Annotated in this window: 25 protein-coding genes; 6 read left to right on the forward strand and 19 right to left on the reverse strand. The window is 43.0% G+C overall.

Features of this window, described 5'->3' with window-relative positions:
- Window positions 1-123 precede the first annotated feature (123 nt).
- Window positions 124-1,818, reverse strand: coding sequence for a DUF1501 domain-containing protein (locus AB8P51_RS00195; RefSeq protein ID WP_369746757.1), 1,695 nt, complete (start codon window positions 1,816-1,818; stop codon window positions 124-126).
- A 10-nt stretch (window positions 1,819-1,828) separates the two neighbouring features.
- A complete protein-coding gene (locus AB8P51_RS00200; protein WP_369746758.1) occupies window positions 1,829-3,337 on the reverse strand; it encodes a DUF1800 domain-containing protein in 1,509 nt (502 codons plus the stop codon).
- Window positions 3,338-3,478: 141 nt separating this feature from the next.
- On the opposite strand from AB8P51_RS00200, the gene AB8P51_RS00205 reads away from it, so the two are divergent.
- Both AB8P51_RS00205 and AB8P51_RS00210 read left to right on the forward strand, forming a co-directional pair.
- Window positions 3,479-3,889: a YraN family protein gene (locus AB8P51_RS00205; protein ID WP_369746759.1), complete on the forward strand. Its 411-nt coding sequence runs from the start codon at window positions 3,479-3,481 to the stop codon at window positions 3,887-3,889.
- Between the two features lie 45 nt (window positions 3,890-3,934).
- On the forward strand, window positions 3,935-4,594 hold the full coding sequence (locus AB8P51_RS00210) for an aspartate kinase (protein ID WP_369746760.1): 660 nt from the start codon (window positions 3,935-3,937) through the stop codon (window positions 4,592-4,594).
- Between the two features lie 19 nt (window positions 4,595-4,613).
- On the opposite strand, the gene mfd is transcribed toward AB8P51_RS00210, so the two are convergent.
- The 5 genes from mfd to AB8P51_RS00235 are packed head-to-tail and all read right to left on the reverse strand — an operon-like array spanning window position 4,614 to window position 13,817.
- The gene (gene mfd, locus AB8P51_RS00215; protein WP_369747674.1) at window positions 4,614-7,982 is read right to left on the reverse strand and encodes a transcription-repair coupling factor; all 3,369 of its coding nucleotides are present in this window, start codon (window positions 7,980-7,982) and stop codon (window positions 4,614-4,616) included.
- A gap of 52 nt (window positions 7,983-8,034) precedes the next feature.
- Window positions 8,035-8,670 (reverse strand): ligase-associated DNA damage response endonuclease PdeM, encoded by a 636-nt coding sequence (gene pdeM / locus AB8P51_RS00220; RefSeq protein WP_369746761.1) that lies wholly within the window; start codon window positions 8,668-8,670, stop codon window positions 8,035-8,037.
- 39 nt (window positions 8,671-8,709) lie between these two features.
- Complete coding sequence (locus AB8P51_RS00225) at window positions 8,710-11,172, reverse strand: ligase-associated DNA damage response DEXH box helicase (RefSeq protein ID WP_369746762.1); 2,463 nt, start codon at window positions 11,170-11,172, stop codon at window positions 8,710-8,712.
- Between the two features lie 10 nt (window positions 11,173-11,182).
- Window positions 11,183-12,787 carry an ATP-dependent DNA ligase gene (locus AB8P51_RS00230; protein ID WP_369746763.1) on the reverse strand — a complete coding sequence of 535 codons (1,605 nt, stop codon included), beginning with the start codon at window positions 12,785-12,787 and terminating at the stop codon, window positions 11,183-11,185.
- Window positions 12,788-12,797: 10 nt separating this feature from the next.
- Entirely contained in the window at window positions 12,798-13,817 is a 1,020-nt protein-coding gene (locus AB8P51_RS00235; RefSeq protein ID WP_369746764.1) for a ligase-associated DNA damage response exonuclease, read from the reverse strand.
- A 201-nt stretch (window positions 13,818-14,018) separates the two neighbouring features.
- On the opposite strand from AB8P51_RS00235, the gene AB8P51_RS00240 reads away from it, so the two are divergent.
- Complete coding sequence (locus tag AB8P51_RS00240; protein WP_369746765.1) at window positions 14,019-14,450, forward strand: TerB family tellurite resistance protein; 432 nt, start codon at window positions 14,019-14,021, stop codon at window positions 14,448-14,450.
- 5 nt (window positions 14,451-14,455) lie between these two features.
- Here AB8P51_RS00240 and fbp read toward each other — a convergent pair whose 3' ends face one another.
- Window positions 14,456-15,481: a class 1 fructose-bisphosphatase gene (gene fbp / locus AB8P51_RS00245; RefSeq protein ID WP_369746766.1), complete on the reverse strand. Its 1,026-nt coding sequence runs from the start codon at window positions 15,479-15,481 to the stop codon at window positions 14,456-14,458.
- A gap of 110 nt (window positions 15,482-15,591) precedes the next feature.
- Between fbp and AB8P51_RS00250 the strand changes: the two genes are divergently transcribed.
- The 3 genes from AB8P51_RS00250 to AB8P51_RS00260 all read left to right on the forward strand — a co-directional run bounded on the left by AB8P51_RS00250 (window position 15,592) and on the right by AB8P51_RS00260 (window position 19,216).
- Complete coding sequence (locus AB8P51_RS00250; RefSeq protein ID WP_369747675.1) at window positions 15,592-16,071, forward strand: N-acetyltransferase family protein; 480 nt, start codon at window positions 15,592-15,594, stop codon at window positions 16,069-16,071.
- Window positions 16,068-17,318, forward strand: a complete 1,251-nt coding sequence (locus tag AB8P51_RS00255; RefSeq protein WP_369746767.1) for an aspartate kinase — start codon at window positions 16,068-16,070, stop codon at window positions 17,316-17,318. Before AB8P51_RS00250 ends, AB8P51_RS00255 begins: the two co-directional genes overlap by 4 nt.
- An 86-nt stretch (window positions 17,319-17,404) precedes the next feature.
- On the forward strand, window positions 17,405-19,216 hold the full coding sequence (locus AB8P51_RS00260; RefSeq protein WP_369746768.1) for a GNAT family N-acyltransferase: 1,812 nt from the start codon (window positions 17,405-17,407) through the stop codon (window positions 19,214-19,216).
- Here the strand turns inward: AB8P51_RS00260 and AB8P51_RS00265 are convergent.
- From AB8P51_RS00265 to AB8P51_RS00315, 11 genes are all read right to left on the reverse strand, one after another.
- Window positions 19,213-19,638: an arsenate reductase ArsC gene (locus tag AB8P51_RS00265; protein WP_369746769.1), complete on the reverse strand. Its 426-nt coding sequence runs from the start codon at window positions 19,636-19,638 to the stop codon at window positions 19,213-19,215. The genes AB8P51_RS00260 and AB8P51_RS00265 overlap by 4 nt on opposite strands.
- An 18-nt stretch (window positions 19,639-19,656) precedes the next feature.
- Window positions 19,657-20,148 carry an N-acetyltransferase family protein gene (locus tag AB8P51_RS00270; RefSeq protein WP_369746770.1) on the reverse strand — a complete coding sequence of 164 codons (492 nt, stop codon included), beginning with the start codon at window positions 20,146-20,148 and terminating at the stop codon, window positions 19,657-19,659.
- 10 nt (window positions 20,149-20,158) lie between these two features.
- Complete coding sequence (locus AB8P51_RS00275) at window positions 20,159-20,647, reverse strand: DUF6428 family protein (RefSeq protein WP_369746771.1); 489 nt, start codon at window positions 20,645-20,647, stop codon at window positions 20,159-20,161.
- An 11-nt stretch (window positions 20,648-20,658) separates the two neighbouring features.
- On the reverse strand, window positions 20,659-20,982 hold the full coding sequence (locus AB8P51_RS00280; protein ID WP_369746772.1) for an ArsR/SmtB family transcription factor: 324 nt from the start codon (window positions 20,980-20,982) through the stop codon (window positions 20,659-20,661).
- 81 nt (window positions 20,983-21,063) lie between these two features.
- Window positions 21,064-21,498 carry an NINE protein gene (locus tag AB8P51_RS00285; protein ID WP_369746773.1) on the reverse strand — a complete coding sequence of 145 codons (435 nt, stop codon included), beginning with the start codon at window positions 21,496-21,498 and terminating at the stop codon, window positions 21,064-21,066.
- A gap of 53 nt (window positions 21,499-21,551) precedes the next feature.
- Window positions 21,552-21,938, reverse strand: coding sequence for a VOC family protein (locus AB8P51_RS00290; protein WP_369746774.1), 387 nt, complete (start codon window positions 21,936-21,938; stop codon window positions 21,552-21,554).
- The gene (locus AB8P51_RS00295; RefSeq protein WP_369746775.1) at window positions 21,935-22,396 is read right to left on the reverse strand and encodes a DUF1801 domain-containing protein; all 462 of its coding nucleotides are present in this window, start codon (window positions 22,394-22,396) and stop codon (window positions 21,935-21,937) included. Before AB8P51_RS00295 ends, AB8P51_RS00290 begins: the two co-directional genes overlap by 4 nt.
- Before the next feature lie 47 nt (window positions 22,397-22,443).
- Window positions 22,444-23,388 (reverse strand): 2-hydroxyacid dehydrogenase, encoded by a 945-nt coding sequence (locus AB8P51_RS00300; RefSeq protein ID WP_369746776.1) that lies wholly within the window; start codon window positions 23,386-23,388, stop codon window positions 22,444-22,446.
- 5 nt (window positions 23,389-23,393) lie between these two features.
- A complete protein-coding gene (locus AB8P51_RS00305) occupies window positions 23,394-23,759 on the reverse strand; it encodes a cupin domain-containing protein (protein ID WP_369746777.1) in 366 nt (121 codons plus the stop codon).
- On the reverse strand, window positions 23,756-24,724 hold the full coding sequence (locus AB8P51_RS00310) for a TolB family protein (protein ID WP_369746778.1): 969 nt from the start codon (window positions 24,722-24,724) through the stop codon (window positions 23,756-23,758). Before AB8P51_RS00310 ends, AB8P51_RS00305 begins: the two co-directional genes overlap by 4 nt.
- On the reverse strand, window positions 24,717-25,655 hold the full coding sequence (locus tag AB8P51_RS00315) for a carbon-nitrogen hydrolase family protein (protein WP_369746779.1): 939 nt from the start codon (window positions 25,653-25,655) through the stop codon (window positions 24,717-24,719). The genes AB8P51_RS00310 and AB8P51_RS00315 overlap by 8 nt, the downstream gene beginning before the upstream one ends.
- Window positions 25,656-25,665 lie beyond the last annotated feature (10 nt).

Genomic DNA, 25,665 nt, shown 5'->3' on the forward strand with positions numbered 1-25,665 from the left:
ATAACCATTTTTTAATGCCTGCTCTCCGGCGGGAGGAAAAAAGAAAACCTCCGTATGTCCGGGACACAAGATGAATTTCTTGTTCCGGAAATACGGAGGCTGCTATAGCGTCGTAGGGGCAGCTTACGCTACCATAACGGATTTAGACATTTTTTTATCCTGAACCTGGATACGGTAGATGTACTTCCCGGTAGAGAGATGCTTTGGCATTCTCTCCCTGATATTGATCTCTACAGATCCTTCAAACATCATCTCATTATAGACAGTACCCACGTTCTGTCCCAGGATATTGTAAAGCTGAATATCCACATGTGCACTAAATGGCATCTCGAGATAGATATGCGGACTCTCCTGAGTAGGGTAAAAAGGTTTGTGAACAATGGCATTCAGCAGTTCTTCACTCGGGTCTTCCGAATTAGGATCCATTGGTGTTGGTGGGGTAAATGGTTCATCGCTGTAAGCAATGTCCGGAAATTGTACTCCACTACAATTAAATCCTAGATTCACCGGGGCATAGGGATGATCTAACAGATGCTGTTCCACCAAAGGTATGGGGACGCACATCCATTCGGCGAGAACAGTGGCGTACAGATCCCTGAAGTCCATGGTATATTCGAGATTTCCTCTTCCGTTGGGATTTTCCAGGGAAGGATGATCTCCCACAAAAGCACTACCGTTCAGCCCTGATCCGAAGAAAAGGGTAGGGGCAGCTTTACCGTGGTCGGTACCGTTAGATCCGTTTTCAAAGATCCTTCTTCCGAACTCTGAGAAGGTCATGCTTAACACCTTGTCGTCCTGTTGGGTAAAGGCGATGTCTTCGTAGAAATTGTTGATGGCAATAGAGAGGTTAGACATCAGGCGTTCATGGGCCAATGGTTGATTTCCGTGGGTATCGAAACCACCCATAGAGATCATATACACTTTGGTTCCCAGATTTCCTTTTATTAGACGGGCTAACAGTGCCAGTTGTCGTGCAAAGCCATTATCCTGATATTGTACCTGGTTTTGTCCCCGCTCATAGGCTTCATGGATGAGCCCGGAATATTCATATGTAGTATTCGCTACGCCCCTTAGGAATCTCAATTGATCCCCGTACATACAATCATTGAAAAGTGTGGGATCCAGGCTGTATTGAACACCTGATTCTGCTATTTCTTCCAATTGATCGATATTAGAAGTCACGAAGGCGTAATTTGTCTCTTCACCTTGAAATACAAGGCTCCCAAAATTCCCGATCTGAATGGCTGCCGGGGAGGCAGGTGGATTAATCAGATAATCGGGATAGATATCTTCAAAGTATCGTCCCATCCATCCGGTGTTGAGTCCGGAAAATCCTGTGGTGGTCAGATCTGTATTGGCATATATATCCGAGCCCGTAAAATGGGAAAGACTCTGGTTTTCATACCCTACACCGTGTACGGCTTTAAACTGTCCTTCACCCCACATGGATTCAAGGGAGTTCATATAGGAAGGTATTCCAAAATCATCAGTAAGTTTCAGCACTTTACTTTCCGGGATGTAAATATTCGGCCTCGCATTTGCATAGAGGTCGTATTGCTCAATCGGAATCACAGTACTCAATCCGTCGTTTCCTCCCGATAGACGAATCAGGATAAGTATATTATCCGAATCGGCATTGGCAATGGCTGCAGTTAGGGGTGATGGAGCGGAAGCTGTAAGCATATTGCTGCCCAGCATCATAGATCCGGATCCGGCAATACCTATGGCCTGCAGAAAGGAACGCCTGCTCCAGAACTTGTGTTCTTCGTCGTGCCCGTTGTTATTCTTAATATTTATTGGGATATGATTATTGCACATAATAGTAGGTTTATTTAAGTTGAAACTCAGGTTGTCTTGATAAATGCATCAGGAGTAAAAAGACCTGTTGTGGAACTTCCGGACTTACGGATAACATCCATAGGCCCAGTCCTCCGGGGACATAATCTGAGCCGTAATATTCCTCCGGTACATCTTCAATTTTAAATACATCCATGGCATTTTCAAAATCCTGGGCCGTAAGTAACCCCAGGGGGGTGAACTTGTTCACTATAGCCCGAACCACGGTTTCCGGGTTACTAGTATTGCTGTCTGCCGGTCCTACGGCATCCATGGCCAGGGTTCTGAATTGTTCCTGATTCGACTGAAAGAAAATTTCGAGGAAAACCTCCACGGTTAACCATCTTCCAATTATAAAATTCGTGTTTATCCAGGTCCGGTCTCGTTGCCAACCCGCAACATCAAACGGATCGAACAATTCCTGCCCAAGCATCCTGGTTGTATCTATAACATTGAGTACTGTATTGTCATTATATGCAAAATTGGTTTCCTTGATAAGATTCAGATAAATATCGAACGGACTCTTGATGATCACACCGATGGCCTCATCATCAAAGAAATGCTGACTCTTAAAGAGTTGAGATAAAACCGGGGCAATCTCAAAATTGCTTGCGACCATGGTGGTTGCCAAGCCATTGATTATGGTCTGTGCATTACCGGCATCGTCATCGGAATCAGGATGTACGAAAAATTCATATAGTTTCTGACAGATGAAATTGGCGATTTCATTCGGACGTTCCTGGAAAAGGATGTCAATAACATCATCGTAGTTCCAATTGCCGGTTTGTCCTAAAATAGTTTTGCTTCCCGCATCAAAACGGGTCGGATCAAAAGTAACCTGTGTACAGCCTATTTCGCCTCTTTCCACATAGCCGGTTAAAGCCCTGGCAGTTTCAATAATATCCTGTTCTGTATAGCCGTTCCCCTCACCCAGAGTAAATAGCTCGTAAAGCTCACGGGCGTAATTTTCATTAGGATTGTTTCCATTGTTGTAGGCCCCGTCGAGATAGTACAACATGGCACTGGTAAGGCCTATTTCACTTACGAAGGTCTTAAAATTACCGATAGCATTTCGCTGCAGACAATTGATATAATAGTATAAGAAGCTATTACAATCATAGACATCCAATTCGGTTACAAAGTGGTTGCTCCAGAAGAAACTCAAACGGTCGCGGAGATTGTTGTTCAGCATTCCATTGGTGTAGGCAACAGCCCACTCTTCTGCCTGAGCTCGTCTGAGTTGCCGGGCGAGATCATCGTCGTCTGGATAGTTGCTGTTATTCCAATCGGCCCATGCGGGTGCTGCAAGAGGTGGCAGGGCAATTGCCTCATTGATCAAGTTGTCTACGAGCGTACCTGCATTCTGACCGATCGCCTGGTCTATAGTCTGTACTGAGGCACTAAACCCTAGTCTTCTATACAAATGCGCAGCCCTGACTTTATCCAGGGGTGTTGTGTAAGGCGCTAATGTAGAAGTGTTACAATTAACGAAGTATTCCATAGTTATTTTTTAGGCTTTAAGAACGTTCATGTGTGTAGGGGCAAATTCTTAACGCTTAATCCATTTACTTAGTATGGAAAACCCGGTATTTTCGATGTCCGGAAATCTAATGTACAATCTCAAGGCCAAAATTTCGGTTAAATGAACCCACTTTTCGACGAAATGCGCTATTTTGTTAATTTTCAGGTGGATATGAGGATGCAGAATGAATTGGGGAGGAAAGGAGAAGATATGGCCGTTAACTGGCTTGAAAAGGAGGGTTACACCATCAAAGAAAGAAATTACCGGTTTGGTAAAGCCGAAATCGATATTCTTGCTCAAAAAAATGGTATTCTGGCTGTGGTAGAAGTTAAGATGAGGCGCTCAGGACACCTGAGGTCATTAGCGGATGCCGTAAATCTTAAGAAAAGAAGTCGATTAATAAAAGCAACCGATCACTATGTAATAACGAACAACCTCGATATTGAGGTGCGTTTTGACATCATTCTGATCCTGCATTCAAAGGATAAATATACCCTGGAACACCTCGAAGCCGCCTTTTCCCATTACTAGCAATCGTTTTATTTGTAACATTTTGTTATTTTTGAAAAAAATGACATGAAGACCATTTCTTCAGTAGTGGAACAATATATCAGGAAAAAGCCCTTTTTACAAAGTGCTTTGTCTCAGGGAATCATTAATCTCACCTCCCTGTCTCGCATAATCAAGCCGGAAATTGAAGAGGAACTGGGAAAAGAGGTTCGCAATGGAGCAATTGTTATGGCCCTGAAACGTCTTTCTGACGATCTGGAGTTCAGGGCGACACACAGGATTATCAAAGTTTTAAAGAATATTGGAGAAATTACGGTAAGATCTTCTCTTACCGATTTTACTTTTCTGGTTTCAGATAGTATACTTGAAAATCAGACACAGCTACTCCAGGAAGTCAGTAAGAACAAGGACGTTTTTTATACCTCCTCTAGGGGTGTAAATGAATTGAACATAGTAGTAAGTAACAGCCTGGATCCTATTGTGGAATCACTATTCAAAAAGGAGAAATGCACCCAGAAAGCTTCCAATCTATCCTCCATAACCGTCAAACTTCCAGCCGAAAATGTCTCCGTTCCGGGCATTTACTATTTTATTTTTCAGCGCCTGGCATGGGAAGGTATTGTCTTGTTTGAAGTCATTTCTACTACGAATGAATTTACCATAATCGTCAATGATGAACAGGTAGATATGGCCTTCAAGACAATCAAAGACCTAAAAAACCTTTAAGCTAATTTCTTTGTGATAATCAGGAAGCGGGCTGGGATTCTTCTACCGTTTCTCCCACAATAGGACGTAGAACATCCAATGCAGTGGCAGTTGAATGGACGTTCTCAAATATCAGCAGGAGTCGAAGTCCATTTCGGGTTTGCTTTTCCTTAATCCTGCAGATTCCCGGATGGGATTGTACATATTGCAATACCCTGGTAAAAGTATCACTCTGATAAAAAGCAGACTGCTGGTCTCCGACAAAATACCCCAAAAATTTCCCCTTTTTCATCACCACCTTTTCAAGTCCGATTTTACCGGCAAACCATTTAATTCGCACCGAATTTAGCAAGTCTTCAACAGACTTAGGCAGGGGGCCAAACCTATCGCGCAGATGAACCTGGTATTCCTGCAGCTTTTTCTCCTCAGAGATTGCATTGAGTTCGGTGTACAAATTCAGTCTTTCCGTAATATTATTTACATAATCATCGGGGAAGAGGAGTTCAAAATCAGAATCAATTTGTGTTTCTTTTACATAGTTCTTCTCCCCGCCGTCATCTTCGTAAAGTTCTTTGAATTCGTTTTCTTTCAATTCCTCAATGGCCTCGGCCAGAATCTTCTGATAGGTCTCAAAACCAATCTCATTGATGAATCCACTCTGTTCCCCTCCAAGGAGGTCACCGGCGCCCCTTATTTCCAGATCTTTCATTGCGATATTAAATCCACTCCCCAATTCTGTGAATTGTTCCAGGGCTTCAATACGTTTCCTTGCTTCGGTAGTCATAGCGTGATAGGGGGGAGTTATAAAGTAACAAAAGGCCTTTTTATTACTTCTTCCTACCCGGCCCCTCATCTGGTGAAGGTCACTCAGGCCAAAATTATTGGCATTGTTGATAAAGATAGTATTGGCATTGGTAACGTCGAGGCCACTCTCCACGATGGTTGTAGAGACCAGTACGTCAAATTCCCCATTCATAAATGCCAGCATAAGGGTCTCCAGTTTTTTCCCTTCCATCTGCCCATGTCCTACCCTGATTTTAGCATCAGGTACCAGGCGTTGTAACATCCCGGCCACTTCTTTGATATTCTGTATACGGTTATGGATGAAAAATACCTGCCCTCCCCTTTGCATTTCATAGATGATGGCATCTCTGATACTCGCTTCATCGAGTCTGATAACGTGACTCTCAATAGGGTAACGGTTTGGAGGAGGCGTAGTGATTACCGAAAGGTCTCTGGCCGCCATCAGGCTGAATTGAAGAGTTCTTGGAATAGGGGTTGCTGTAAGTGTAAGGACATCCACATTCTCCTTGATGGCCTTGAGCTTGTCTTTTACTGCAACACCGAATTTTTGCTCTTCGTCTACTATTAGCAGCCCAAGATCTTTGAACACAACATTCTTATTCACCAATTGATGTGTCCCGATGATTATTTCAACCTTTCCTTCTGCCAGTTCTGCCAGAGTTTCTCTCTTTTCTTTTGCGGTCCTGAAGCGATTGAGATAATCCACCTTGACAGGCATATCTGCCAGTCGTTCAGTAAAGGTCCTGTAGTGCTGAAACGCAAGAATGGTGGTAGGAACCAGGACGGCAACCTGCTTGCCGTTGTCTACTGCCTTAAAAGCGGCCCGGATAGCGACTTCGGTCTTGCCAAATCCAACATCTCCACATATGAGTCGGTCCATAGGCCTTTCCCGCTCCATATCTTTTTTAATGTCCTGTGTGGCCGTAACCTGATCAGGGGTATCTTCATAGATAAATGAAGCCTCCAATTCGTGTTGTAAATAACTGTCGGGGGCATAGGCAAAACCTTTGTCGAGTCTTCGTTTAGCGTAAACGCTGATCAGGTCAAAGGCAATTTTCTTGACTCTGGATTTTGTTTTCTGTTTTAACTTCTTCCATGCTGCAGAGCCCAGCTTGTAGATTTTAGGGACCGCACCGTCTTTTCCATTGTATTTAGAAATCTTGTGCAGGGAGTGGATACTTACATAAAGGATGTCGCGTTCCCCATACATCAGTTTGATGGCCTCCTGCTGCTTCCCTTCAACATCTATTTTTTTAAGTCCGCCAAACTTTCCAATTCCGTGATCGATATGGGTAACGTAATCTCCAACGGTAAGCTTATTGAGTTCTTTTAAGCTGATCGCCTGTTTTTTAGCGTAGCCATTTTTAATCTGGAACTTGTGATAGCGTTCAAAGATCTGATGATCGGTATAGCAGGCCAATTTTTCATCATCGTCAATAAAGCCTTCATGAAGTGGAGCAACCAGGGTTTGATAATGAACCGACTTCCCAATTTGATCGAATATGTCGTGAAACCTCTGGGCCTGCTGTTCCGAGGAACAGAAAAGATAGTTGCTATACCCCCTGGCCTCATTTTCATTTAAATTGGCAAGAAGGAGGTCGAATTTCTTATTAAAGGCAGGTTGTGGCCTGGTGTGAAATACCAGATCATCAGACGCTGTGGAGTGCTGATTATGTTCAAAAGTGACCAGGGAAAATTCCTGCAGTTCGGCCCTGATGTTTTCCGGACTTGTAAATAGTTTTTCAGGATGCGAATGTTGTATCTCCTCAGAGAGTTCGGCAAATGCAACTTTCGCCTTTTCGAAAAAACCTGAAATACGTTCCTGTAGAACATCCAAATCACTTACGAATACCGTTGTAGACGGACTGATATATCTGAGGAAACTCTCCCGAGATTCTTTAGAAAACTTGTTCTCCACATTTGGGATGATAGTGATCTTTTTTACTTTCTCAGTCGAAAGCTGAGTTTCCACATCAAAAGTCCTGATACTGTCAATTTCATCCCCAAAAAATTCAATCCGATAAGGCTGGTCATGAGAGAAAGAGAATACATCAACTATGCCTCCGCGGACAGCAAACTCTCCCGGTTCCGTCACAAAGTCGACCCTGTTAAACTTGTATTCGAACAAGACTTCATTTAGAAAATCAAGGGAAATTGTGTCGCCTGTCTTTATTTTCTGGGTATTCCTTTCCAATTCCTTCCGGGTGACTACTTTTTCAAAAAGGGCATCCGGATAAGTAACTATGATGGCTGGCTTTTTCCTGGAATTAATGCGATTGAGTACCTCAGCCCGAAGAAGCACATTGGCATTGTCTGTCTCTTCTATCTGATAGGGTCTTCGATAACTGCCCGGATAAAAAAATACTATTTCCTCCCCGAAGAATTGCTCCAGATCATTTAGGCAATAGGCTGCCTCTTCCTTATCCCGTAGTATCCATAGAAATGGTTGATCAGACGACCTGAAGGCTTCTGCAACAACAAAGGATCTGGCCGAGCCTACAAGCCCCTTTAGGCTTATCTTATTTTGAGATTGAGCAATAGCATTCTGCAGTTTCCTTAGTTTGGGAGACTGTTCGTACAATAAAGGAATAGTGCTTTTTGTCAGCGGTAATGTTTTTGCAAAGATAAGGCGGGATGGCTGCTTCTGCAACGAGGCCCTAAATTTTTATCACTTCGGCATCAGCTATGGCATAAACCTCATCTTCCTTGTTTTTGGTCAGGATATGAGATCCGGTAAAAGTTCCGAAAGCGGGCAGGATTAATTGATGTCGACTTCTGAAAAAGCATGGCAAACGAAGGCTTTGTCTTCCGTGACCTTTTAATTTGACAGCCGGGTGGATATGGCCCGATAAATTAAACAGCCCTTCTCTTTCTTCCGGATAGTGGGTGAGCAGGAATGGACCCCAGACAAGTTCTTTTCTCAGATCGATTCCCAGGGCCTCGTATTTTAAAGGAGAAATAATATCGTGGTTTCCGGCGATGAGGATCATCTTTACGCCGGCCTTTTTAACCCATTGTTCAAACAACAGCCATTCCCTGTTCAAACTTGAATGGAACAGATCTCCCAGAAAACAAATGGTTTTGGGCTGAAAATGAAGCAGGGTTTGCTGCAACATTTCAAAGTTTTGATGGATCGCCTGTTGAGGAACAGCGGCCCCGTATTTTCTGAAATGAGAAACCTTTCCAAGGTGTACATCACTGATTAGCAGCACTTTCTCCTCATACCAGAACATTACTCCGGAAGGATGGAGTTCAAGTTGTTGTTCTGAAATGGTCAGGATCTGAGTGGTCATGAATTCAAAGATAAGCAGAAAGCAGATTCTCGTGTTAGATTACTTCATCAGGATCTTTGTCATTTTTCTGATACGGTCGGCAAGTTTTTCACTCGACATTTTCTCTCTTAACCGATCGGTAATGATGGGAAAGGAAAAAGGAGTTGGCCTTTTACATCTTTTCCAAACGATGTTTTGACTCCCGATTCGCTCCAGGGCGAGCCGCAGTCGTCCCTCTTCCAGTTGATGCTCAAAGGTTTCCCTATAGGCCTGGAGATATAGGAGGTTATCCGGTTCATAGTCTTTAAATACTTCAAACAGGAGTTGGGAACTGCTTTGCAGGTGTTTCATTTTAACCCCTTTGTCCGGATAGCCTGTAAAAACCAAACCGCTGATCACTGCAATATCCCGGAATTTTCGCCTGGCCATCTCTGTTGAATTGAGGCTTTTTTGCAGGTCATCTAACAGATAAGCAGGGCTGAAAAGATCATTGTCAATAATAGCCTGTATATCTATTTCCTGATCCGAAAGCAATTCAAATCCATAGTCGTTAAAGGCTAGGGAAAAAGTGATAGGGGAGAGCAGACTTACCCGATAGCCCAGTAAACTTCCCATAGCTTCATGAACAAATCTTCCTTCAAAGGGATAAAATATATGGTGGTATCCGTCGCGTGTTTTAAATGATTCAATGAGGAACTCATCGGGTCCGGGAACAATGCTCTCTTCCTCCTGTCTTTTAAAGATAGGAGCCAGACATTGTATAGCTTCAGATTGCTTCGCTACAGGCAGATTGGCCGAATAAAGTTCTTCACGAAGGAGCTGCGACATTTGGGCAGAAAGGGTGAGCCTTCCGCCCATCCAGCTGGGGACTTTGCTTGTCTTCTTTTTAGAATTTCGGACCAGGGCCTGCATTTCTTTTATCCGGATAAATTCAAGATTCCTGCCTGCAAAAGTGAACACATCTCCCGGACTGAGTTTGGAAATAAAATATTCCTCTATGGAGCCGATATATCCGCCCTTCTGATATCGAACTGTAAGATGTGCATCCCCAACAATGGTCCCAATCTGGAATCTGTGTCTCATTGCAATCCCACGGTTGTTTACCTGCAGCTTACCCTCTTCCGAGACTTCTACTTTTTTGTATTCGTCGTAGGACTGCAGACTCTGACTCCCCATAACAACAAAATTTATCAACCAGCGCCACTCATCTTCCGTAATGCCCTGATAGCAGAAAGTACTTTTAATTTCAGGGTAGATTTTGGCGGGGTAAAAACCATCAGAAACAGCCAGTGTAATCAGGTATTGTACCAGCACATCAAAGCTGTTGAGGTAGGGAATACGATCTTCCACGGCCTGTTTTATCACAGCCTGTTGAAGGGCAGATGCTTCAACTAATTCTATAGCATGAGTGGGAAGGAAATATATGACACTTTCCTTTCCTGGCTGATGGCCGCTTCGGCCTGCTCTTTGCATAAAACGGGCTACTCCCTTAGGGCCGCCAATTTGTATTACCGTCTCAACGGGGGCAAAGTCTACCCCCAGATCGAGGCTTGAAGTGCATACCACCGCCTTTAATTCTTCGTTCCTGATAGCCTCCTCTACCCATATTCGGGTGTCTTTATTAATACTGCCGTGATGCATGGCCATATCTCCCGCGAGCTCGGGATGTTTTTCAAGGATTTTCTGATACCAAATTTCACATTGACTCCGGGTATTGGTAAAAAGTAAGGTGGTCTTACTGTTGTTGATAATTGGGATCACTCTATCCAGCAGTCGCAGCCCCAGATGCCCTCTCCAGGGAAAGGTTTCAATTTCATCAGGGATGATACTTATTACATTTATCTTCTTATTAAGGCTTGCCCGTATCATAACAGAATTGCTCAGGGCTTTACTTTCGGGCCCCAGTAAAACCTGTCTCGCCTGTTCCAGGTTCCCGATGGTAGCTGAGATTCCCCAAATCCGCAATTCGGGGGCCAGGCTCTTTATCCTTGAGAGACCCAGTTCCATCTGTACGCCTCTTTTAGTGCCGAGCAGTTCGTGCCATTCGTCTACAACGATGGCTTTGCAACCCCTGAACATTTTGTCATAGCCTTTTGTGGCCAGAAGTAACTGCAGGCTCTCCGGGGTAGTAATCAGTAGGTCGGGCATAGTTCTGCGTTGCCTGCTTCTTTCTTTTGTCGAGGTATCTCCGGTTCGTATTCCCACTGTCAGGGGGAGATCGAGATCTGAAATGATCCTTTCTGCCGATTGCCTTATCTCCTGGGAGAGGGCTCGTAAGGGGGTGATCCAAACCGCTTTCAGGCCTTTTTTGTGTTTAGTCCCTGTTTCTTTTTGCTCTCTGAGATAGTCGAGAACTATGGGGAACCACAGGGCGTAGGTCTTCCCACTTCCGGTAGGCGCATTGAGCAGTCCGTTTTTTCCTTCCAAATAAGCATTCCAGGTTTTACGTTGAAAGGGGAAGGGAGACCATCCCTGTTCCTGAAACCAATCTTCTGCAATAGATACGTCTACACTATTCTTCATGATTACAGTTTCAGGGAATAAGATTTTTCAGATCTTCCAGGGTATTTGCCTGTTCAATACTCTTATCGGTTCTCCATCGAAGTATACGAGGGAAACGCGTTGCAACCCCGCTCTTATGCCGTCCTGAAAGGGCAATCCCTTCAAACGCGATTTCAAATACGAGCTGAGGAGTAACACTTCTCACTGGCCCGAACCGCTCCAGAGTATTCTTCTTTATCCAGGCGTCAACCTTTCGAAATTCCTCATCGGTAAGACCAGAATAGGCCTTAGCAAAGGTCACCAGCTCTCTTTCTCCTTCAGGGTTGGTACTCCACAGGCCAAAGGTGTAGTCTGTAAACAAATTGCTGCGCCTGCCATGGCCTCTCATTGCATAGGTAAGAACCGCATCAATGGTTAGGGGATCTACCTTCCATTTCCACCAATCGCCTTTCTTTCGACCAACCAGATAAGGGGAGTCTCTGCGTTTTAACATCAGACCTTCACTTTTTTTCTCTCTGGACAGGCTGCGTTCCCTTGCGAAATCAGACCAACTATCAAACGACATTGTTTCCGATAGATCTATAGGCAATGATCGATTAGAGCTTAGAGGTTTTATAAGGTTTTCTAATAATTTACGTCTATGTTCAAATGGACGTGACCTGATATCTTTTCCATCCCATTCAAGGAGGTCGTATGCCTTCACAATCACGGGATACGAATTCAAAAGTTTCCGGCTCACTGTTTTTCGTCCAATTCGTTTTTGGAGGTCATTAAAAGTACCAATTGTTTCATTTGGGAAGGGAAGTATTTCCCCGTCGATTACTGTGCCGTCAGGAATATAATTCAGCAGATCAGCAAACTCAGGGTACTTATCAGTGACCAGTTCCTCACCTCTGCTCCAGACAAATATTTCTTCGTTTTTGAAGATCATCTGTGATCGGATTCCATCCCATTTGTGTTCGGCAAACCACTGAGAAGTACTACCCAATTTCTCAGGTTCTCCCTCAAGAGCATAGGCCAGGTAGAAAGGGTAGGGTTTGGAAAAGGCATCCGATTGTTTTTCTTCAAGTACAAGCTCCTGGAATGAAATTGTATTTGGATCCCAGTTACCCATAAGCTTGTAGGCCAGGATATCTTCATCAATGCCTGTGGCATTTGAAAGAGACCTGGTCATGAGTTTCTGACTGATTCCTATCCTGAATCCTCCTGTGATAAATTTTGTGAAGACAAAGCGTTCGTAATAGGAAAAGCTTTGCCAATGCTCAAAGAGGTAGGCTTTTTTCTCCTTTTCAGTTTTGCTTTTAAGGGAAATCAGGTCTTTCAGGACATCAGTAAGAGATATGTTCATTTTTCTTTGAGATGCAGGAATCACCAGGGCTATAGTTTCGGCCAAATCCCCTACGATATGGTAGCTTTCTTCAAAAAGCCATAGTGGAATCGCAGCTATTTCTGAGGCCCATTCTCTCAGTAAGGTAGTATTTACCGGTCTGGGAGGTCTTCTGTGGGATAATATGGCGATGGTCCATACTTTATCCGTATCGTATGCATTTGTAAAGTATTCGGCCAGTGCCTCTACCTTAACTTTCGTTTTATTGGTACTGTCTAATTTTCTTATAAGCTGAGCAAATTCCTTCATCTCCTTGTAACTAATTTTCAGCTCCGGATGTTGGATTAATTTCAGTTAGTTCCCCTTCATATTGTGTTTCTTCGGTACGTGCATCGTATCCTTTCTCCCTGAGAAATCGGGAAAAAATATCGGAATACCCATGGGTACATATAACACGACTTGCCCCTGTTGCCTCTATGCTGCTCAGCAGTCCGGCCCAATCACAATGGTCACTCAGCACAAATCCTTTGTCAACAGCTCTTCTTCTGCGTGCTCCTCTGAATGCCATCCATCCACTTGCCGTTGCTGTTTCATAGGGAACCATTTTCCTGAGCCACGTACTTCCGTGTGCACTTGGGGGCGCGAGAACCAGGTTGCCTCTGAGCTCTTCCTTTTTGGTTTCCTTTGTTATTCGAACGGTTTCCTGCAGAGTGAGAAATGAGCGAAGTACTTCATTCATATTTTCTATGGCCGCATGGGTATAAATCTTCCCGATAGAGGGATCGAGATGTTTTAAGAGGCGTTGAGCTTTCCCAAGGCTGTAGCCGAATAGGACAGAAGTTTTTCCTTCTACCCGGTTTTCAGACCACCATTGATTAATCTCCTGAAACACTTCTTTCTGAGGAGACCATTTAAAGGCGGGCAGGCCAAAAGTACATTCAGTGATAAAGGAGTGACAGCTAACAGGTTCAAAGGGTGTAGACAGCCCATCTGCTTCGGCTTTATAATCCCCTGAAAACACCCAGACCTCACCTTTGTGTTCTACCCTGATTTGAGAAGAACCAGGGATATGCCCTGCAGGATGAAGGCTGAATTTCACTCCGTTGACCACGAAGGATTCATTCCAGGCTACACCAGTAGCACTGATATCTCCCAACCGATGTTTGATGATAGGGATATTGCGTTTATGGGTGATGTATTGCTTGTGTCCCCACCGACTGTGATCGGCATGGCCGTGTGAGATAATGGCCTTTTCAACCGGTTTCCAGGGATCGAGATAAACCTTGGCTTTCTCACAATAAATCCCCTTTTCCGTAAAGGCTAATAGTGGATTTTCCATAGCAGGGCCAAGGTACAAAATCTCGGGCTTTTTGTATTTGAGTAAATGTTCAGGCTGTGAGAATTCTCAGAATAAAATCAGATACAAAAATTTGTGATACAACCTGGTTCCCTGAGGCTGATAAGGGAAAAATATTGCTGTAAAAATGGACGTTTTCCCTTCCAAATGAAGTATCTTTGTGTACTATAAAGACGTTAAATTATGTCCATTAAAGATTTATATAACCACAGTGAAAAGCGCAGTAACCTGGCGCATTTTGCAGCCATTGCCTCACTTGCGGCAGTTGACGGAGAGATCAACCCAAGCGAACAAAAAGTGCTTGATAAGTTTGCCGTTAAACTGGATATTTCCGGAGAGGAAATCAGAGAGGTAATGAAGAAGGAGAACAAATACCCTGTTGAGGCTCCGTATTCTTCAGAGGAGAGATTGGAAAGACTATATGATCTGTTCAATATTATATTCGCTGATCACAGGATTGACGAGGACGAAGTAAGGTTGATTAAAAAGTATGCCTTAGCACTTGGCTATTCTCCAGCTAAAGCCGAAAAAGTGATTCGCAGATCTATCATATTATTCAGGGGGAAATTCGATTTTGAGGACTACCTGTATATGATGAAGCGAAAGAAGAAATAACAGGACTATACTTTATTTTCCTGGCTTGCTTGTTCAGCCATAAATTCTTCGGCCTTTTCCACCATTTTACTGCTTCCACAGAAGAATGGAACACGCTGGTGCAATTCTGTAGGTTTAATTTCGAGTATCCTTCCAAAGCCATCACTCGCCTTACCGTTGGCTTGTTCGGCCAGAAATGCCATAGGGTTACATTCGTAAAGGAGTCTTAATTTTCCTTCAGCGGCCACGCTGCTTTTAGGGTATATATAAATTCCTCCCTTGATCATATTCCTGTGAAAATCTGAAACCAGAGAACCGATATAACGAGAGGTATAGGGCCTGTCACCTTCTTCTTTCTGACAATACTTAATATAATTTTTTACTCCCTGCGGAAAATGGATGTAATTCCCTTCATTTACCGAATAGATCTTGCCTGTTTCAGGAAATTCCATGTTGGGATGTGAAAGGTAAAAAGTGCCGATAGCCGGATTCAGAGTAAAACCGTTAACCCCTGCTCCTGTGGTGTATACTAGCATCGTTGATGTCCCGTAAACGACATACCCGGCAGCTACCTGATCAACACCGGGTTGTAAAAAATCTTCAAGAGTGACGGGTGTCCCCAAAGGAGTAACCCTTCTATAGATGGAAAAGATAGTGCCCACAGAGACGTTGACATCGATGTTGGAAGACCCGTCCAAAGGATCGATCAGGACGATATATTTGTTCTGATTATTTTCATCATTACTGTTTACACTGATGAAGTCATCTTCTTCTTCCGAGGCAATACCGCATACGATCTCACGGTTCTTAAGGGTTTGAATAAATTTTTCATTGGCCAGAACATCGAGCTTTTGTTGATCTTCCCCCTGAATATTTGTGTCACCTACCCCGCCGAGTATATCTATCAATCCCGCCTTGTTAACCTCGTGGTTGACTACTTTGGCTGCCAACCTGATCGCGTTAATCAACTTCGAAAGCTCACCCGAGGAATACTGAAATGAAGATTGGTTTTCTATTATGAACTCGCCAAGAGTGGTGTTCTTTTTGTCCATTTGGGGTTGTGTTATATACCTACAAATATCGCATAATTTGTTATACTAAGTGGAATTGCAGCCTCTTTCATTATTTAAAATTATAACTTTGTGTTTTATATGTAACAATGATGAAAATGCTAATCCGACATGCAAGACCAGAAGACATGGAGAGGGTGCAGGAGCTGATAAAGGAACTGGCTGAATTTGAGAAGGAACCCGATGCGGTTGAAATTAACGCTGAACATCTCGTAAAGCATGGTTTCGGGGATACCCCTCTCTTCCATTGTTTTGTGGGAGAGGTAGATAGTTATATCGGAGGAATGGCCCTGGTATACCCCAGGTACTCTACCTGGAAAGGTCCGGTACTTCATCTGGAAGACCTGATTGTAACAAAAAAAATGCGGGGTAGCGGTCTGGGAACAGCACTACTGGAAGCCGTCATACAATACGGCCATGATCTGGGAGTAAAGCGTATAAGCTGGGAGGTACTCGACTGGAATGAACCGGCTATTTCGTTCTATGAACGGAAAGGAGCCAGAGTGATGCGGGACTGGGATGTGGTACAACTAGATGAATCTGGGATAAAAAATTTTATTGAAAATATATGAGGGTATTTAAATTTGGAGGAGCATCTGTAAAGGATGCTGATGGAGTGAAGAACCTGGTGAAAGTATTGCAGGAGACAGGTCACGAGGATACTTTTTTAGTCATCTCGGCCATGGGCAAAACTACGAATGCTATGGAAGAGGTAGTAAATGCCTATTTTAAGGATAAAACAGCGGTATCCGTTGCATTACAGGCAGTTGAAGAATTTCATCAGGAAATTCTCAATAGGTTGTTTCCTACTACTGGGCATCCTGTTTTTAATGACATAAAGGAATTATTAGAAGAGGTCAGAGGATTTCTCGCCTGGAACAAATCGCCCAAATATAGTTTTGTCTACGATCAGGTCGTTTGTTACGGCGAAATGATCTCAACAGCTATTGTGAGCGCCTATTTAAATGAAGCGGGCATCAACAATAGCTGGCTCGATATCCGTAACTTTATTAAAACCGATAACAATTATCGGGATGCCGGTATAGATTGGGAAAAGACCCAGGAAAGGGTTTCAAAAGGGCTAGATAAAGGTAAATTATATGTCAGTCAGGGATTTATCGGAAGTGATGAAAATAATTTTACCACCACTCTGGGACGAGAAGGTTCTGATTATACCGCTGCCATCCTGGCGTATTGCCTGAATGCGCATTCTGTGACCATCTGGAAAGATGTCCCCGGAGTTTTAAATGCAGATCCGAGATATTTTAAGGAGTCGCAATTACTCAACAAAATCAGCTACAGGGAAGCCATAGAGCTGGCCTTTTACGGGGCTTCAGTGATTCACCCTAAGACACTTCAGCCATTACAAAGGAAGGAAATTCCCCTGTTGGTGAAGTCGTTTTTGAACCCCAAAGATCCGGGTACTACAGTTGGAAAGGGAGAAAGTATTGACCCAAAAGTCCCTTGTTTTATCGTGAAGAAAAACCAGGTACTTATGAAACTTTCTTCCCTCGATTTCTCTTTTATTGTGGAAGATAGTATCAGTGACTTGTTTAAACTCCTCCACGACTATAAAATGAAAGTGGATATGATCCAGAATTCAGCCATCAGTTTTTCAGTATGTGTAGACAATAAGTTTGGGCGTCTGGAAGAACTTCTTGATCACCTGAAAGGTAAATTTAAGGTAGTGCATCACGAAGGAGTATCCTTGTACACCATAAGGCATTTTGACACTCAATCAATTGATTCTCTTCAGAATGGAAAAGAAGTCTTATTGGAACAGCGGGGAAAGGAAACTGTTCAAATAGTGGTAAAATAGGATATCCACTAAGCTTATCTTCTTTTTTTCTACGAAAGAGCAAAGCCTATTTTCCTATCTTTACCCTTTAATCAGCATATATCAATATGGGTTTAGTTACGGCTAAGGAAGTAGCAAAAGCTATCAATCTAGAGCGCTATGGTTTTTTTGGGACCTTTATGGGCTGGATGCTGATGAAGATCACCAAGTTGTCCTCGATGAATGCTTTTTATGTAAAGCATAAGCATTTAGATACGCAATCCTTCCTCGATGCCATCCTGGAGCATTACGAGATCAAGTTTGAGATTCCTGAAGAGGACATAAAAAGATTGCCTAAGGATGGGGCATTTATTACAATAAGTAATCACCCGCTTGGAGGAATTGACGGTATTCTGCTTCTCAAACTTTTACTTCAGCACCGAAAGGATTATAAGATTATTGCTAATTTCCTGCTCCACAGGGTAGAACCTCTTATACCTTATATTTTACCCGTCAATCCCTTTGAAACGCGCAAAGACGCCAAAAGCAGCATAGCCGGATTTAAAAGTGCCATTCAGCATATTAAAGAAGGACATCCGCTGGGAATTTTCCCGGCAGGAGAGGTATCTACCTACAAGGATGGAAAATTAATTGTGGATAAACCCTGGGAAGAAGCTGCTCTTAAATTGATCAGGAAAGCAGAGGTTCCTGTCGTACCCATTTATTTCCACGCAAGGAATAGTAAATTGTTTTATCGTCTTTCCCGTATCAACGATATTTTCAGAACAGCAAAACTCCCTTCCGAGCTAACATCTCAGCGTAACAGGAGCATAAAAGTGAGAATTGGCCAGCCAATCTCAGTAGCTTCACAGAAAGAGCAGAATAGCCTTGAAGAATTCACAGATCTGTTAAGAAGGAAGACATACATTCTGGCCAATGCCTATGAAAAAGAGTCGCTTATCAACCAGATTCCCGGAAGTTTAAAAATTCCCAAGGCTCCGCGTAAAATTGCAACTGCCGTCCGTACTGAAGTCATTCAGGGGGAGATAGAAAAGTTACGGGAAAAGGACTGTCGTCTTTTACAAAGCAAGAATTACGAAGTCTTCCTGGCACAAAAGAAGGATATGCCCTTTATTCTGAATGAAATAGGAAGACAGAGGGAAGTTACATTCAGGGCTATAGGGGAGGGAACTAATAAGGCTATTGACCTCGATCGTTTTGATGATTATTACCATCACCTTTTCCTTTGGGATGACGAAGACAAATGCATTGTAGGGGCGTATCGAATGGGAATGGGGTCACATATTTTTCCCGAGCATGGCATTGATGGTTTTTATCTGCAGGACCTTTTCGGATTCGAACCAGAACTCCACACCATGATGTCACAATCCATCGAGATGGGCAGGGCCTATATTGTAAAGGAATACCAGCAAAAACCTATGCCCTTATTTCTTTTGTGGAAAGGCATCGTACATACAACACTTCGTTATCCGGAACATAAATACCTCATTGGTGGAGTTAGTATCAGCAACCAGTTTTCCAACTTCTCCAAATCCCTGATGATAGAATTTATGAAGTCGAATTACTGGGACCCCTATGTAGCCCAGTATATTCATCCCAAAAAAGAATTCAAGGTGAAACTAAAAGACGCCGATAAGGAGTTTGTTTTCGATGAAACTGAAGCCGACCTCAATAAATTTGACCGACTTATTGAAGAGGTAGAGCCAGGAAGCCTCCGCCTGCCTGTATTGATTAAAAAATACATCAAGCAAAATGCCAAGGTGGTAGCCTTTAATGTGGACCCATTATTTAACAATGCCGTTGATGGCTTAATGTATATAAGAATAGCCGATCTTCCCGAAAGTACCGTAAAACCGGTAATGGAAGAATTCCAGGCTGAACTCGAGAGAAAGTTGGCTGAAAATAATGGTATAGTTTAGGAAAATTTCGTTGCTGCAAATTCAGAACAGTACCCTCTGATTTCATTCCTGGCCTTTTCGAAAGCCTCATGAATTTCTTTTTCGCTGCCTTCAACCTTGGAAGGATCGAAAAAGTTATGGTGCAATCGCTTTGCCTTTGGTGCGGGGATAAACGGACAGTTTTCATTGGCATGATCACAAACCGTGATAATAAAATCCCAATCAATACCCTTGTATTCATCTACGTGATTGGAAGTATGCGCGCTGATATCCATCCCGTCTTCTTTCATGATAGCCACCGCCCCAGGATTTAAACCATGTGTTTCAATTCCGGCACTGTAAATCCTGGCACGATCACCAAGATATTTTTTTAAATAGCCGTGTGCCATCTGACTTCTACAGGAGTTTCCGGTACAGAGCACCAATACATTTTTTTCTGACATGTTTCTTTGTTAGTATTATTAATTTGAACCTACTTTTTTACTTCTGCGCTCAAAAATCAGATTGTCTTTCCATTCTCCGTCTAACTGTCCAATACGTTCCCTATATCCTATTTGTCTGAATCCGCATTGCAAATGGATATTCACACTTCCTTTATTCTCGGGGAAAATTCCTGATTGTAGGGTCCAGAAGCCCTCTTTTTCGCTGGATTCAATTAAGGCATTCAGGAGTTTTTTACCAATTCCTTTACCCCAATGATTTTTGCTTACATAGACACTAACCTCCCCAACTCCACCATAAACACAGCGTCCTGATACGGGGGAAAGAGCCGCCCACCCCACTATGGAATTATTCTCATCGGCAACCAACCTGCACGAACGGGTATGAGCCTTATCCCAATCTTCAAATGCAGGAACTTGTTTTTCGAAAGTAGCAAAACCTGTTTCAATACCTTCGAGGTAGATTTGTGCTACCGCCGGCCAGTCTGTGGGGGACATGGGTCTTAGTTTCATATCAAGGATTTTAACAGCATCCAGATCCCGGATCACAACATTCTTCAGCTACAGCTTGTGTTTCATCATTTACACCACAAAGTTCTTCTGCTTTGCACAAGGTAGGGTTAACATCCAGCACAATCGTAAGGGTATCCTTTTCAGCCTTCACTCCTTGTACATAAAGCTGCGCCGTGTGAAATCTTTTATTCCCATATTCGAATTTCACTTCTGCTTCCAGGTCTAAGGGCTTCATCGAATGAACAAGATCTAGAATGCTTTTGGCCTTGGCTGTCGTCATATATTCCGTTTTGTCAATTTCGGCCGGACTTTCCCAAAGCTGGATTACCGTTTCATTCCAGGCATCCGTCCTGCCGCCACAGTCGACCGAATCAATACGGGTATTCTTTATTTCTGTGATGTGATAATTTGCACCGATCTTTTTACCGGCTTCGTATTCAAATATCAGTTCCCTGGAGGTCTGATTGTTTAGAAAATTTAAAAATTCAGCTGTTTTCATAGTTTCAAAATTTAGCAGCAATTAATCTTTGTTTCATTAAAAAAAGAATTGAGCAAGGCTTGTATCTCCTTCCAACGATCCAGGGCTATACAATAACAGACAGTGTTTCCCTCAATTTCGCCTTCAATCAGGCCAATTCGTTTTAACTCCTTCAGGTGCTGTGAGATAGTAGGTTGTGCCAGGCCAATTTCCTCAACGATATCGTTGCAAATACATGCGCTCTGCGTGCTGATGTACTGAAGAATTGCAATCCTGCCAGGATGCCCCAGAACCTTGAAAATAGTCGCCAGTTCATTCTGAGAGGTATCGAAAATCTGTGTTTTTGTGAGTCCCATTTCATATTTGTATATCGTAATATTACGATATAAAATTGAAATATAAAAGTCGGACTGATAAAATCCGACTTTATAATTTGATCAGAACCAGGGTTTTTTACCCACCTGATAGGTATTGTAGAATTCTTCATCAGATTTAGTAAGGTAGATGATACCTTCAATTAGTCCGATAAGTCCGGGAATCCAGAAGAAGAATGCACCCACTACAATACAGGTTGTGGCATAACCTATTAGGGTAATGGCCAGCAGAATAACACCTTCTTTGTTATAACCCAGTATAAACTTGTGAATCCCAAGTGAACCGAAAAGTATTCCGAGAATACCTGCCAGGATTTTTTTATTATCTCCCCCTGCGGTTTTTAATCCTTCGCGAAATTCATCAGCCGTCTTTTTGGCTTCTTCCTTAAATTCACCTGCAGACTCTTTGGCTTCGTCTGCTGCTTTTTTTGCGGATTCCTTGGCATCGTCGAAGGCTTCCTTGGCTTTGTCGCCCAAATCTTTTTTATCTTCAGACATAATATTGATTTATGTGGTTAGAGTTTGGAATAAATGTAGGACATTTTTTGATTTCAAAGAAATGCCTTGTCAACAGGCTCCCATAATTCAATTTTATTTCCTTCCGGATCGAGAATCCAACCAAATTTACCGTAGTCGTATTCCTCAACCTCTCCAATTACTTCAACCCCTTCCTCCTTTAAAGCTGCCAGAAGTTCACGGAGATTCTCTACCCGGAAGTTCATCATAAATTGCTTTTCACTGGGTTGAAAATAAGTTGTATCCTCTTTAAAAGGGCTCCATTGTGTTGAACAATCATTGCCTTCTTTGTCTTTCCACCAGAAAGTGCAGCCGTATTGGTCTGTATTCAGCCCGAGATGCTCCTTGTACCAATCCTTAATCTTGTCAGGGTCTTTCGTTTTGAAGAAAAATCCTCCAAGTCCCGTTACTCTGTTTTTCATGTTGTTTTTTTAATGTTTTTCTCATACAAAGCGATCCAATCCTCCACTGACATTTTTGTACATAACTCAGCGATGAGCTCATATGGAATGTTTTCTGGTTTTTTAAAGCGGACACAACTCTTACCCATGTCGAGTTTTGTGCTAACGTATTTGTGATATTCTCCCACAAACCAGGCTTGCAGATCTTCATCTGCGTAAATTCCTGAATGATACAGGGCAATATAATTTTTTTGGGATGCTAAACTCATAAAAGGCAGAGGAAGTTCGGGAGTACAATGGTAACCATCAGGATAGAGGCTGTGAGGTACTACGTAGCCAATCATTCCATAATTCATCGTTTCTTTAAATCCCTTTGGCAAATTTGAAGTAATTGTTTTGCGCAATTGGATGATGGCTTCTTTTCGATCCGATGGGAGGGAAGCGATGTATTCTTCCGGAGACTTTGCATCTGAAGTCATGACAAGTATATGGTTGGTGATGTAAGAAACTATGCTAAAAGGTCACCCTAAGATACTAAAAATTTGCCCTTGATTTTATCTACGATCGTCTGGGCAAGCTTTACCTTACTTTCCTCGGTCCAGCCAGCAATATGTGGACTGAGAAGTACACGTTCTGAGTTGATGAGGTATTTAAATTCTGCAGGCATTTTTTCCTCTCCGAAAAGATCTTCAAAGGAGACCCTTTCGTATTCAAGCACATCGAGTCCTGCACCTCTAATTTTCCCTGATTTAAGTGCAGCAACCAGATCGCTGGTAACCACACATTTTCCTCTGGCTGTATTAAGCAACCAGAAAGGTTTTGAAAAAGACTCAATAAATTTCTTGTTCACCATCCCCAGTGTAAGTGGAGTCTGTGGTATATGAAGGCTAAGCACATCGGCTTTTTGCTGCAGTTCTTTAAGAGGAACCTGCCGGGCAAACTCATCCCCTAAATCTGGAAGGATATCGCAGCAAAGAACTTCCACATCAAAACCTGATAGCTTTTTGGCAAATGCTTTGCCTGTATTCCCATAACCGATGATACCTACAGTTTTGCCTTCCAGTTCCAGACCCCGATTTCCTTCCCGGTCCCAGATCCCCTGCCTCACTTCTCTGTCTGCCTTATTAAGATTGTTAAAGAGGGAGAGCAGCATCCCAAGCGCATGTTCTCCTACAGCATTTCTGTTGCCTTCAGGAGCAGCAGCAAGGAAGACTCCTTTTTTATTAGCGTATGTGACATCGATATTTTCCAATCCGGCCCCAACCCTCCCTATAAATTTAAGTCGGGTTGCTTTATCAAGGAATTCTTTGTCAATTTTAAACCGACTTCGAATTATGATCCCGTCAAACAGGTGAATTATATCTTCAACTTCTTTCTTCCCGGCCTTGTATTCTTCTGTATTTTCAAAACCCATGGAGGCCAGTTGCTCCAGCAAAAGGGGGTGGTTGGTATCCAGATGCAGCACTTTCATCTCAATCAGATTTTTGGATAATGTGTCTTTGTTAAGGTGTCCCTGACATTTCCTGTGTGGCTGGTGCTTAGTTTTTCAATGAGCATCAGATGGACTTCTTCTCCGTTTCTTGTAGCGGGGCAATGTTCTATCCCTTTAGGAACCACAATGATTTCCCCTTCTTTTACCTCTACGGTCTTGTTCCTGAATTGCATATATAAGGTGCCTTTCAATACCTGGAACAACTCGTCTTCACTCTCGTGGAGATGCCATACAAACTCATCTTTTATTTTGGCCAGAAGTATCTGCATATCGTCTACTACGGCAATCTGATGGGGATGCCAGTGGTCTTTGAATGCATTTAGTTTTTGCTTTATGTTAATCGATTTCATTGCACTGATTTTATCGGAGTATTTTGCAGACTGATTCTGTAAATATTACCCATGCCATTTAGTGTTTTGTGCGCTTCTTTAGTGATTTCTTCGGGTTGATTGACTTCCACCTGAACTTGATTTGTTCGTTCACTTGTAAAATACAAATTCCCTGCTTTCAAATCTACAAAGGGACAATAATCCAGGAATTCTGAATTGAGTTTGGGCCCCAAATTACGGGCTGCTGACCAGCTGCCATCAGACAATTTTTTAGAAAAATAAAGATCTCCACCACCATATCCGTCGGCCCTGCCAAAGGAACTAAAAATGAGAAGGGTCTCAGCCGGATCGATGTAGGCATTAAATTCGTAAGCCTTTGTATTGACCAGTGAATCAAGCGCTATCGGACTCTGGTACTGACCTGATGAGTAAGTACTATAGAAAATGTCTTCCCTCCCATACCCATCCTCCCGGGTTGCTGTAAAGTAGAGATTGCCATTTGCGCTTACTGCGGGATAAAATTCATCATTTCTGGAATTGATAACTGAATCAAGGGGATACGGAGTGCCCCAGCTCCCTTTCACTTTATTTACTGCCCAAATATTGTAATCAGTACGCGTTGTATCACTATAAACAGGCCTGTTTGATGCAAAATATAAGACTTCCCCATCCGGGGCATAAAAGGGTTCAATATCCTGATATTTACCTGAAAACGGAAGAATTGTTGCTTCTCCCCAGTTCCCGCCGTTCTTCGATAAAGAAATAAGTGCCCTTATTTTTTGGTTGAAGGTGCCCCGGGTAAAGATCAACTCCTTCCCATCGGGGGCAATGGCCATATCACGTTCATACAGAGGCGTTGACACCAGGTCTTCTGCAAAAACTTCCAGATTAGATGGATTTGCATTTAATTCAGGATTGATTGTAAGTTCTGGCTGACAACCCAGAAGTAGTGACAAGCTTATCCAGAACACATACCTGTTATCCATTCGGAGGTTTTTTTTCATTGTATATATCGGGTTGCTTATCGACCCGGAATTCAAAGATATCTTTTCGGGAATAATGTCCATTGACATCAAAATCCAGTTTCTGCCTTGCTATTTCGTCCAGATCGATAATTGCTGAAACAATTCCAGTCGAATTCCAAAGGGGGCCGGCCAGGACCTCTCCAGATGGTGAGACTATAACACTCCCTCCAGGGCACATCTCTTCTTCTTCCTCGGTGAGCATATCATGGTATCTTTCGGGAATCATAGACCTGGTAATATGCTGATTGCATCCCAGTACAAAGCATCGTCCTTCAAGAGCGATATGGCGCATGGAAGCAACCCAGGACTCCCTGGCATCGGCAGTTGGTGCAATATAAATTTCAATTCCCTTCTGGTACATAGCCATTCTGGCAAGGGGCATATAATTTTCCCAACAGATGAGGCCGCCCAATTTTCCTATTTCTGTATCAAAAGTGACCAGGTCCTCCCCCGAAGCTTCAGACCAGATCACCCTTTCGGTACCTGTTGGTTTTATTTTACGATGCACTCCCAGCAGGCCGCTTGTTGGAGAAATATAAACCATGGAGCAAAACAAACTCCCGTGCTCTGCAGATCGTTCTGTGATACCTACAACAAGGTATGTCTGATAGGCTCTGGAAAGTTCTTCAAGCCTTTTAAGGGCATTCCCTTTAAGATCTACACTTTGGTCATGGTATTCAGCATAGAGATCTTTGCCGGCTTCAGAACGTTTGCCAACGCTGGCTCCAAAGGTAAAACCGCGCGGGTAGCCCGGAATAAATGACTCAGGAAAGACCAAAAGTTGGTAACCATGTCCTGCATTATCTGATAGGATAGATTCCATTTTATCCAGGGTTTTTTCCCTGTCAAAAAAAACCGGATAGTCCTGAACGACGCCAACTTTTACTTTCATAAGATTCGTT

Origin of the sequence: Muriicola sp. SD30, from assembly GCF_041205185.1 — a bacterium.
GTDB lineage: Bacteria > Bacteroidota > Bacteroidia > Flavobacteriales > Flavobacteriaceae > Muriicola.

Excerpts from the sequence above, each read along its gene's own strand:
- pdeM (WP_369746761.1), bottom strand. The coding sequence starts at position 8,670 with ATGACCACTCAGATCCTGACCATTTCAGAACAACAACTTGAACTCCAT.
- AB8P51_RS00290 (WP_369746774.1), bottom strand. The coding sequence starts at position 21,938 with ATGAAAAACAGAGTAACGGGACTTGGAGGATTTTTCTTCAAAACGAAA.
- AB8P51_RS00305 (WP_369746777.1), bottom strand. The coding sequence starts at position 23,759 with ATGAAATCGATTAACATAAAGCAAAAACTAAATGCATTCAAAGACCAC.
- fbp (WP_369746766.1), bottom strand. The coding sequence starts at position 15,481 with ATGGACAAAAAGAACACCACTCTTGGCGAGTTCATAATAGAAAACCAA.
- AB8P51_RS00315 (WP_369746779.1), bottom strand. The coding sequence starts at position 25,655 with ATGAAAGTAAAAGTTGGCGTCGTTCAGGACTATCCGGTTTTTTTTGAC.
- AB8P51_RS00260 (WP_369746768.1), top strand. The coding sequence starts at position 17,405 with ATGGGTTTAGTTACGGCTAAGGAAGTAGCAAAAGCTATCAATCTAGAG.
- AB8P51_RS00255 (WP_369746767.1), top strand. The coding sequence starts at position 16,068 with ATGAGGGTATTTAAATTTGGAGGAGCATCTGTAAAGGATGCTGATGGA.
- AB8P51_RS00230 (WP_369746763.1), bottom strand. The coding sequence starts at position 12,787 with ATGAAGGAATTTGCTCAGCTTATAAGAAAATTAGACAGTACCAATAAA.
- AB8P51_RS00240 (WP_369746765.1), top strand. The coding sequence starts at position 14,019 with ATGTCCATTAAAGATTTATATAACCACAGTGAAAAGCGCAGTAACCTG.
- AB8P51_RS00195 (WP_369746757.1), bottom strand. The coding sequence starts at position 1,818 with ATGTGCAATAATCATATCCCAATAAATATTAAGAATAACAACGGGCAC.
- AB8P51_RS00210 (WP_369746760.1), top strand. The coding sequence starts at position 3,935 with ATGAAGACCATTTCTTCAGTAGTGGAACAATATATCAGGAAAAAGCCC.
- AB8P51_RS00275 (WP_369746771.1), bottom strand. The coding sequence starts at position 20,647 with ATGAAAACAGCTGAATTTTTAAATTTTCTAAACAATCAGACCTCCAGG.
- AB8P51_RS00265 (WP_369746769.1), bottom strand. The coding sequence starts at position 19,638 with ATGTCAGAAAAAAATGTATTGGTGCTCTGTACCGGAAACTCCTGTAGA.
- AB8P51_RS00310 (WP_369746778.1), bottom strand. The coding sequence starts at position 24,724 with ATGGATAACAGGTATGTGTTCTGGATAAGCTTGTCACTACTTCTGGGT.
- AB8P51_RS00285 (WP_369746773.1), bottom strand. The coding sequence starts at position 21,498 with ATGTCTGAAGATAAAAAAGATTTGGGCGACAAAGCCAAGGAAGCCTTC.
- AB8P51_RS00295 (WP_369746775.1), bottom strand. The coding sequence starts at position 22,396 with ATGACTTCAGATGCAAAGTCTCCGGAAGAATACATCGCTTCCCTCCCA.
- AB8P51_RS00250 (WP_369747675.1), top strand. The coding sequence starts at position 15,592 with ATGAAAATGCTAATCCGACATGCAAGACCAGAAGACATGGAGAGGGTG.
- AB8P51_RS00300 (WP_369746776.1), bottom strand. The coding sequence starts at position 23,388 with ATGAAAGTGCTGCATCTGGATACCAACCACCCCCTTTTGCTGGAGCAA.
- AB8P51_RS00225 (WP_369746762.1), bottom strand. The coding sequence starts at position 11,172 with ATGAAGAATAGTGTAGACGTATCTATTGCAGAAGATTGGTTTCAGGAA.
- AB8P51_RS00235 (WP_369746764.1), bottom strand. The coding sequence starts at position 13,817 with ATGGAAAATCCACTATTAGCCTTTACGGAAAAGGGGATTTATTGTGAG.
- AB8P51_RS00200 (WP_369746758.1), bottom strand. The coding sequence starts at position 3,337 with ATGGAATACTTCGTTAATTGTAACACTTCTACATTAGCGCCTTACACA.
- AB8P51_RS00205 (WP_369746759.1), top strand. The coding sequence starts at position 3,479 with ATGAACCCACTTTTCGACGAAATGCGCTATTTTGTTAATTTTCAGGTG.
- AB8P51_RS00270 (WP_369746770.1), bottom strand. The coding sequence starts at position 20,148 with ATGAAACTAAGACCCATGTCCCCCACAGACTGGCCGGCGGTAGCACAA.
- AB8P51_RS00280 (WP_369746772.1), bottom strand. The coding sequence starts at position 20,982 with ATGGGACTCACAAAAACACAGATTTTCGATACCTCTCAGAATGAACTG.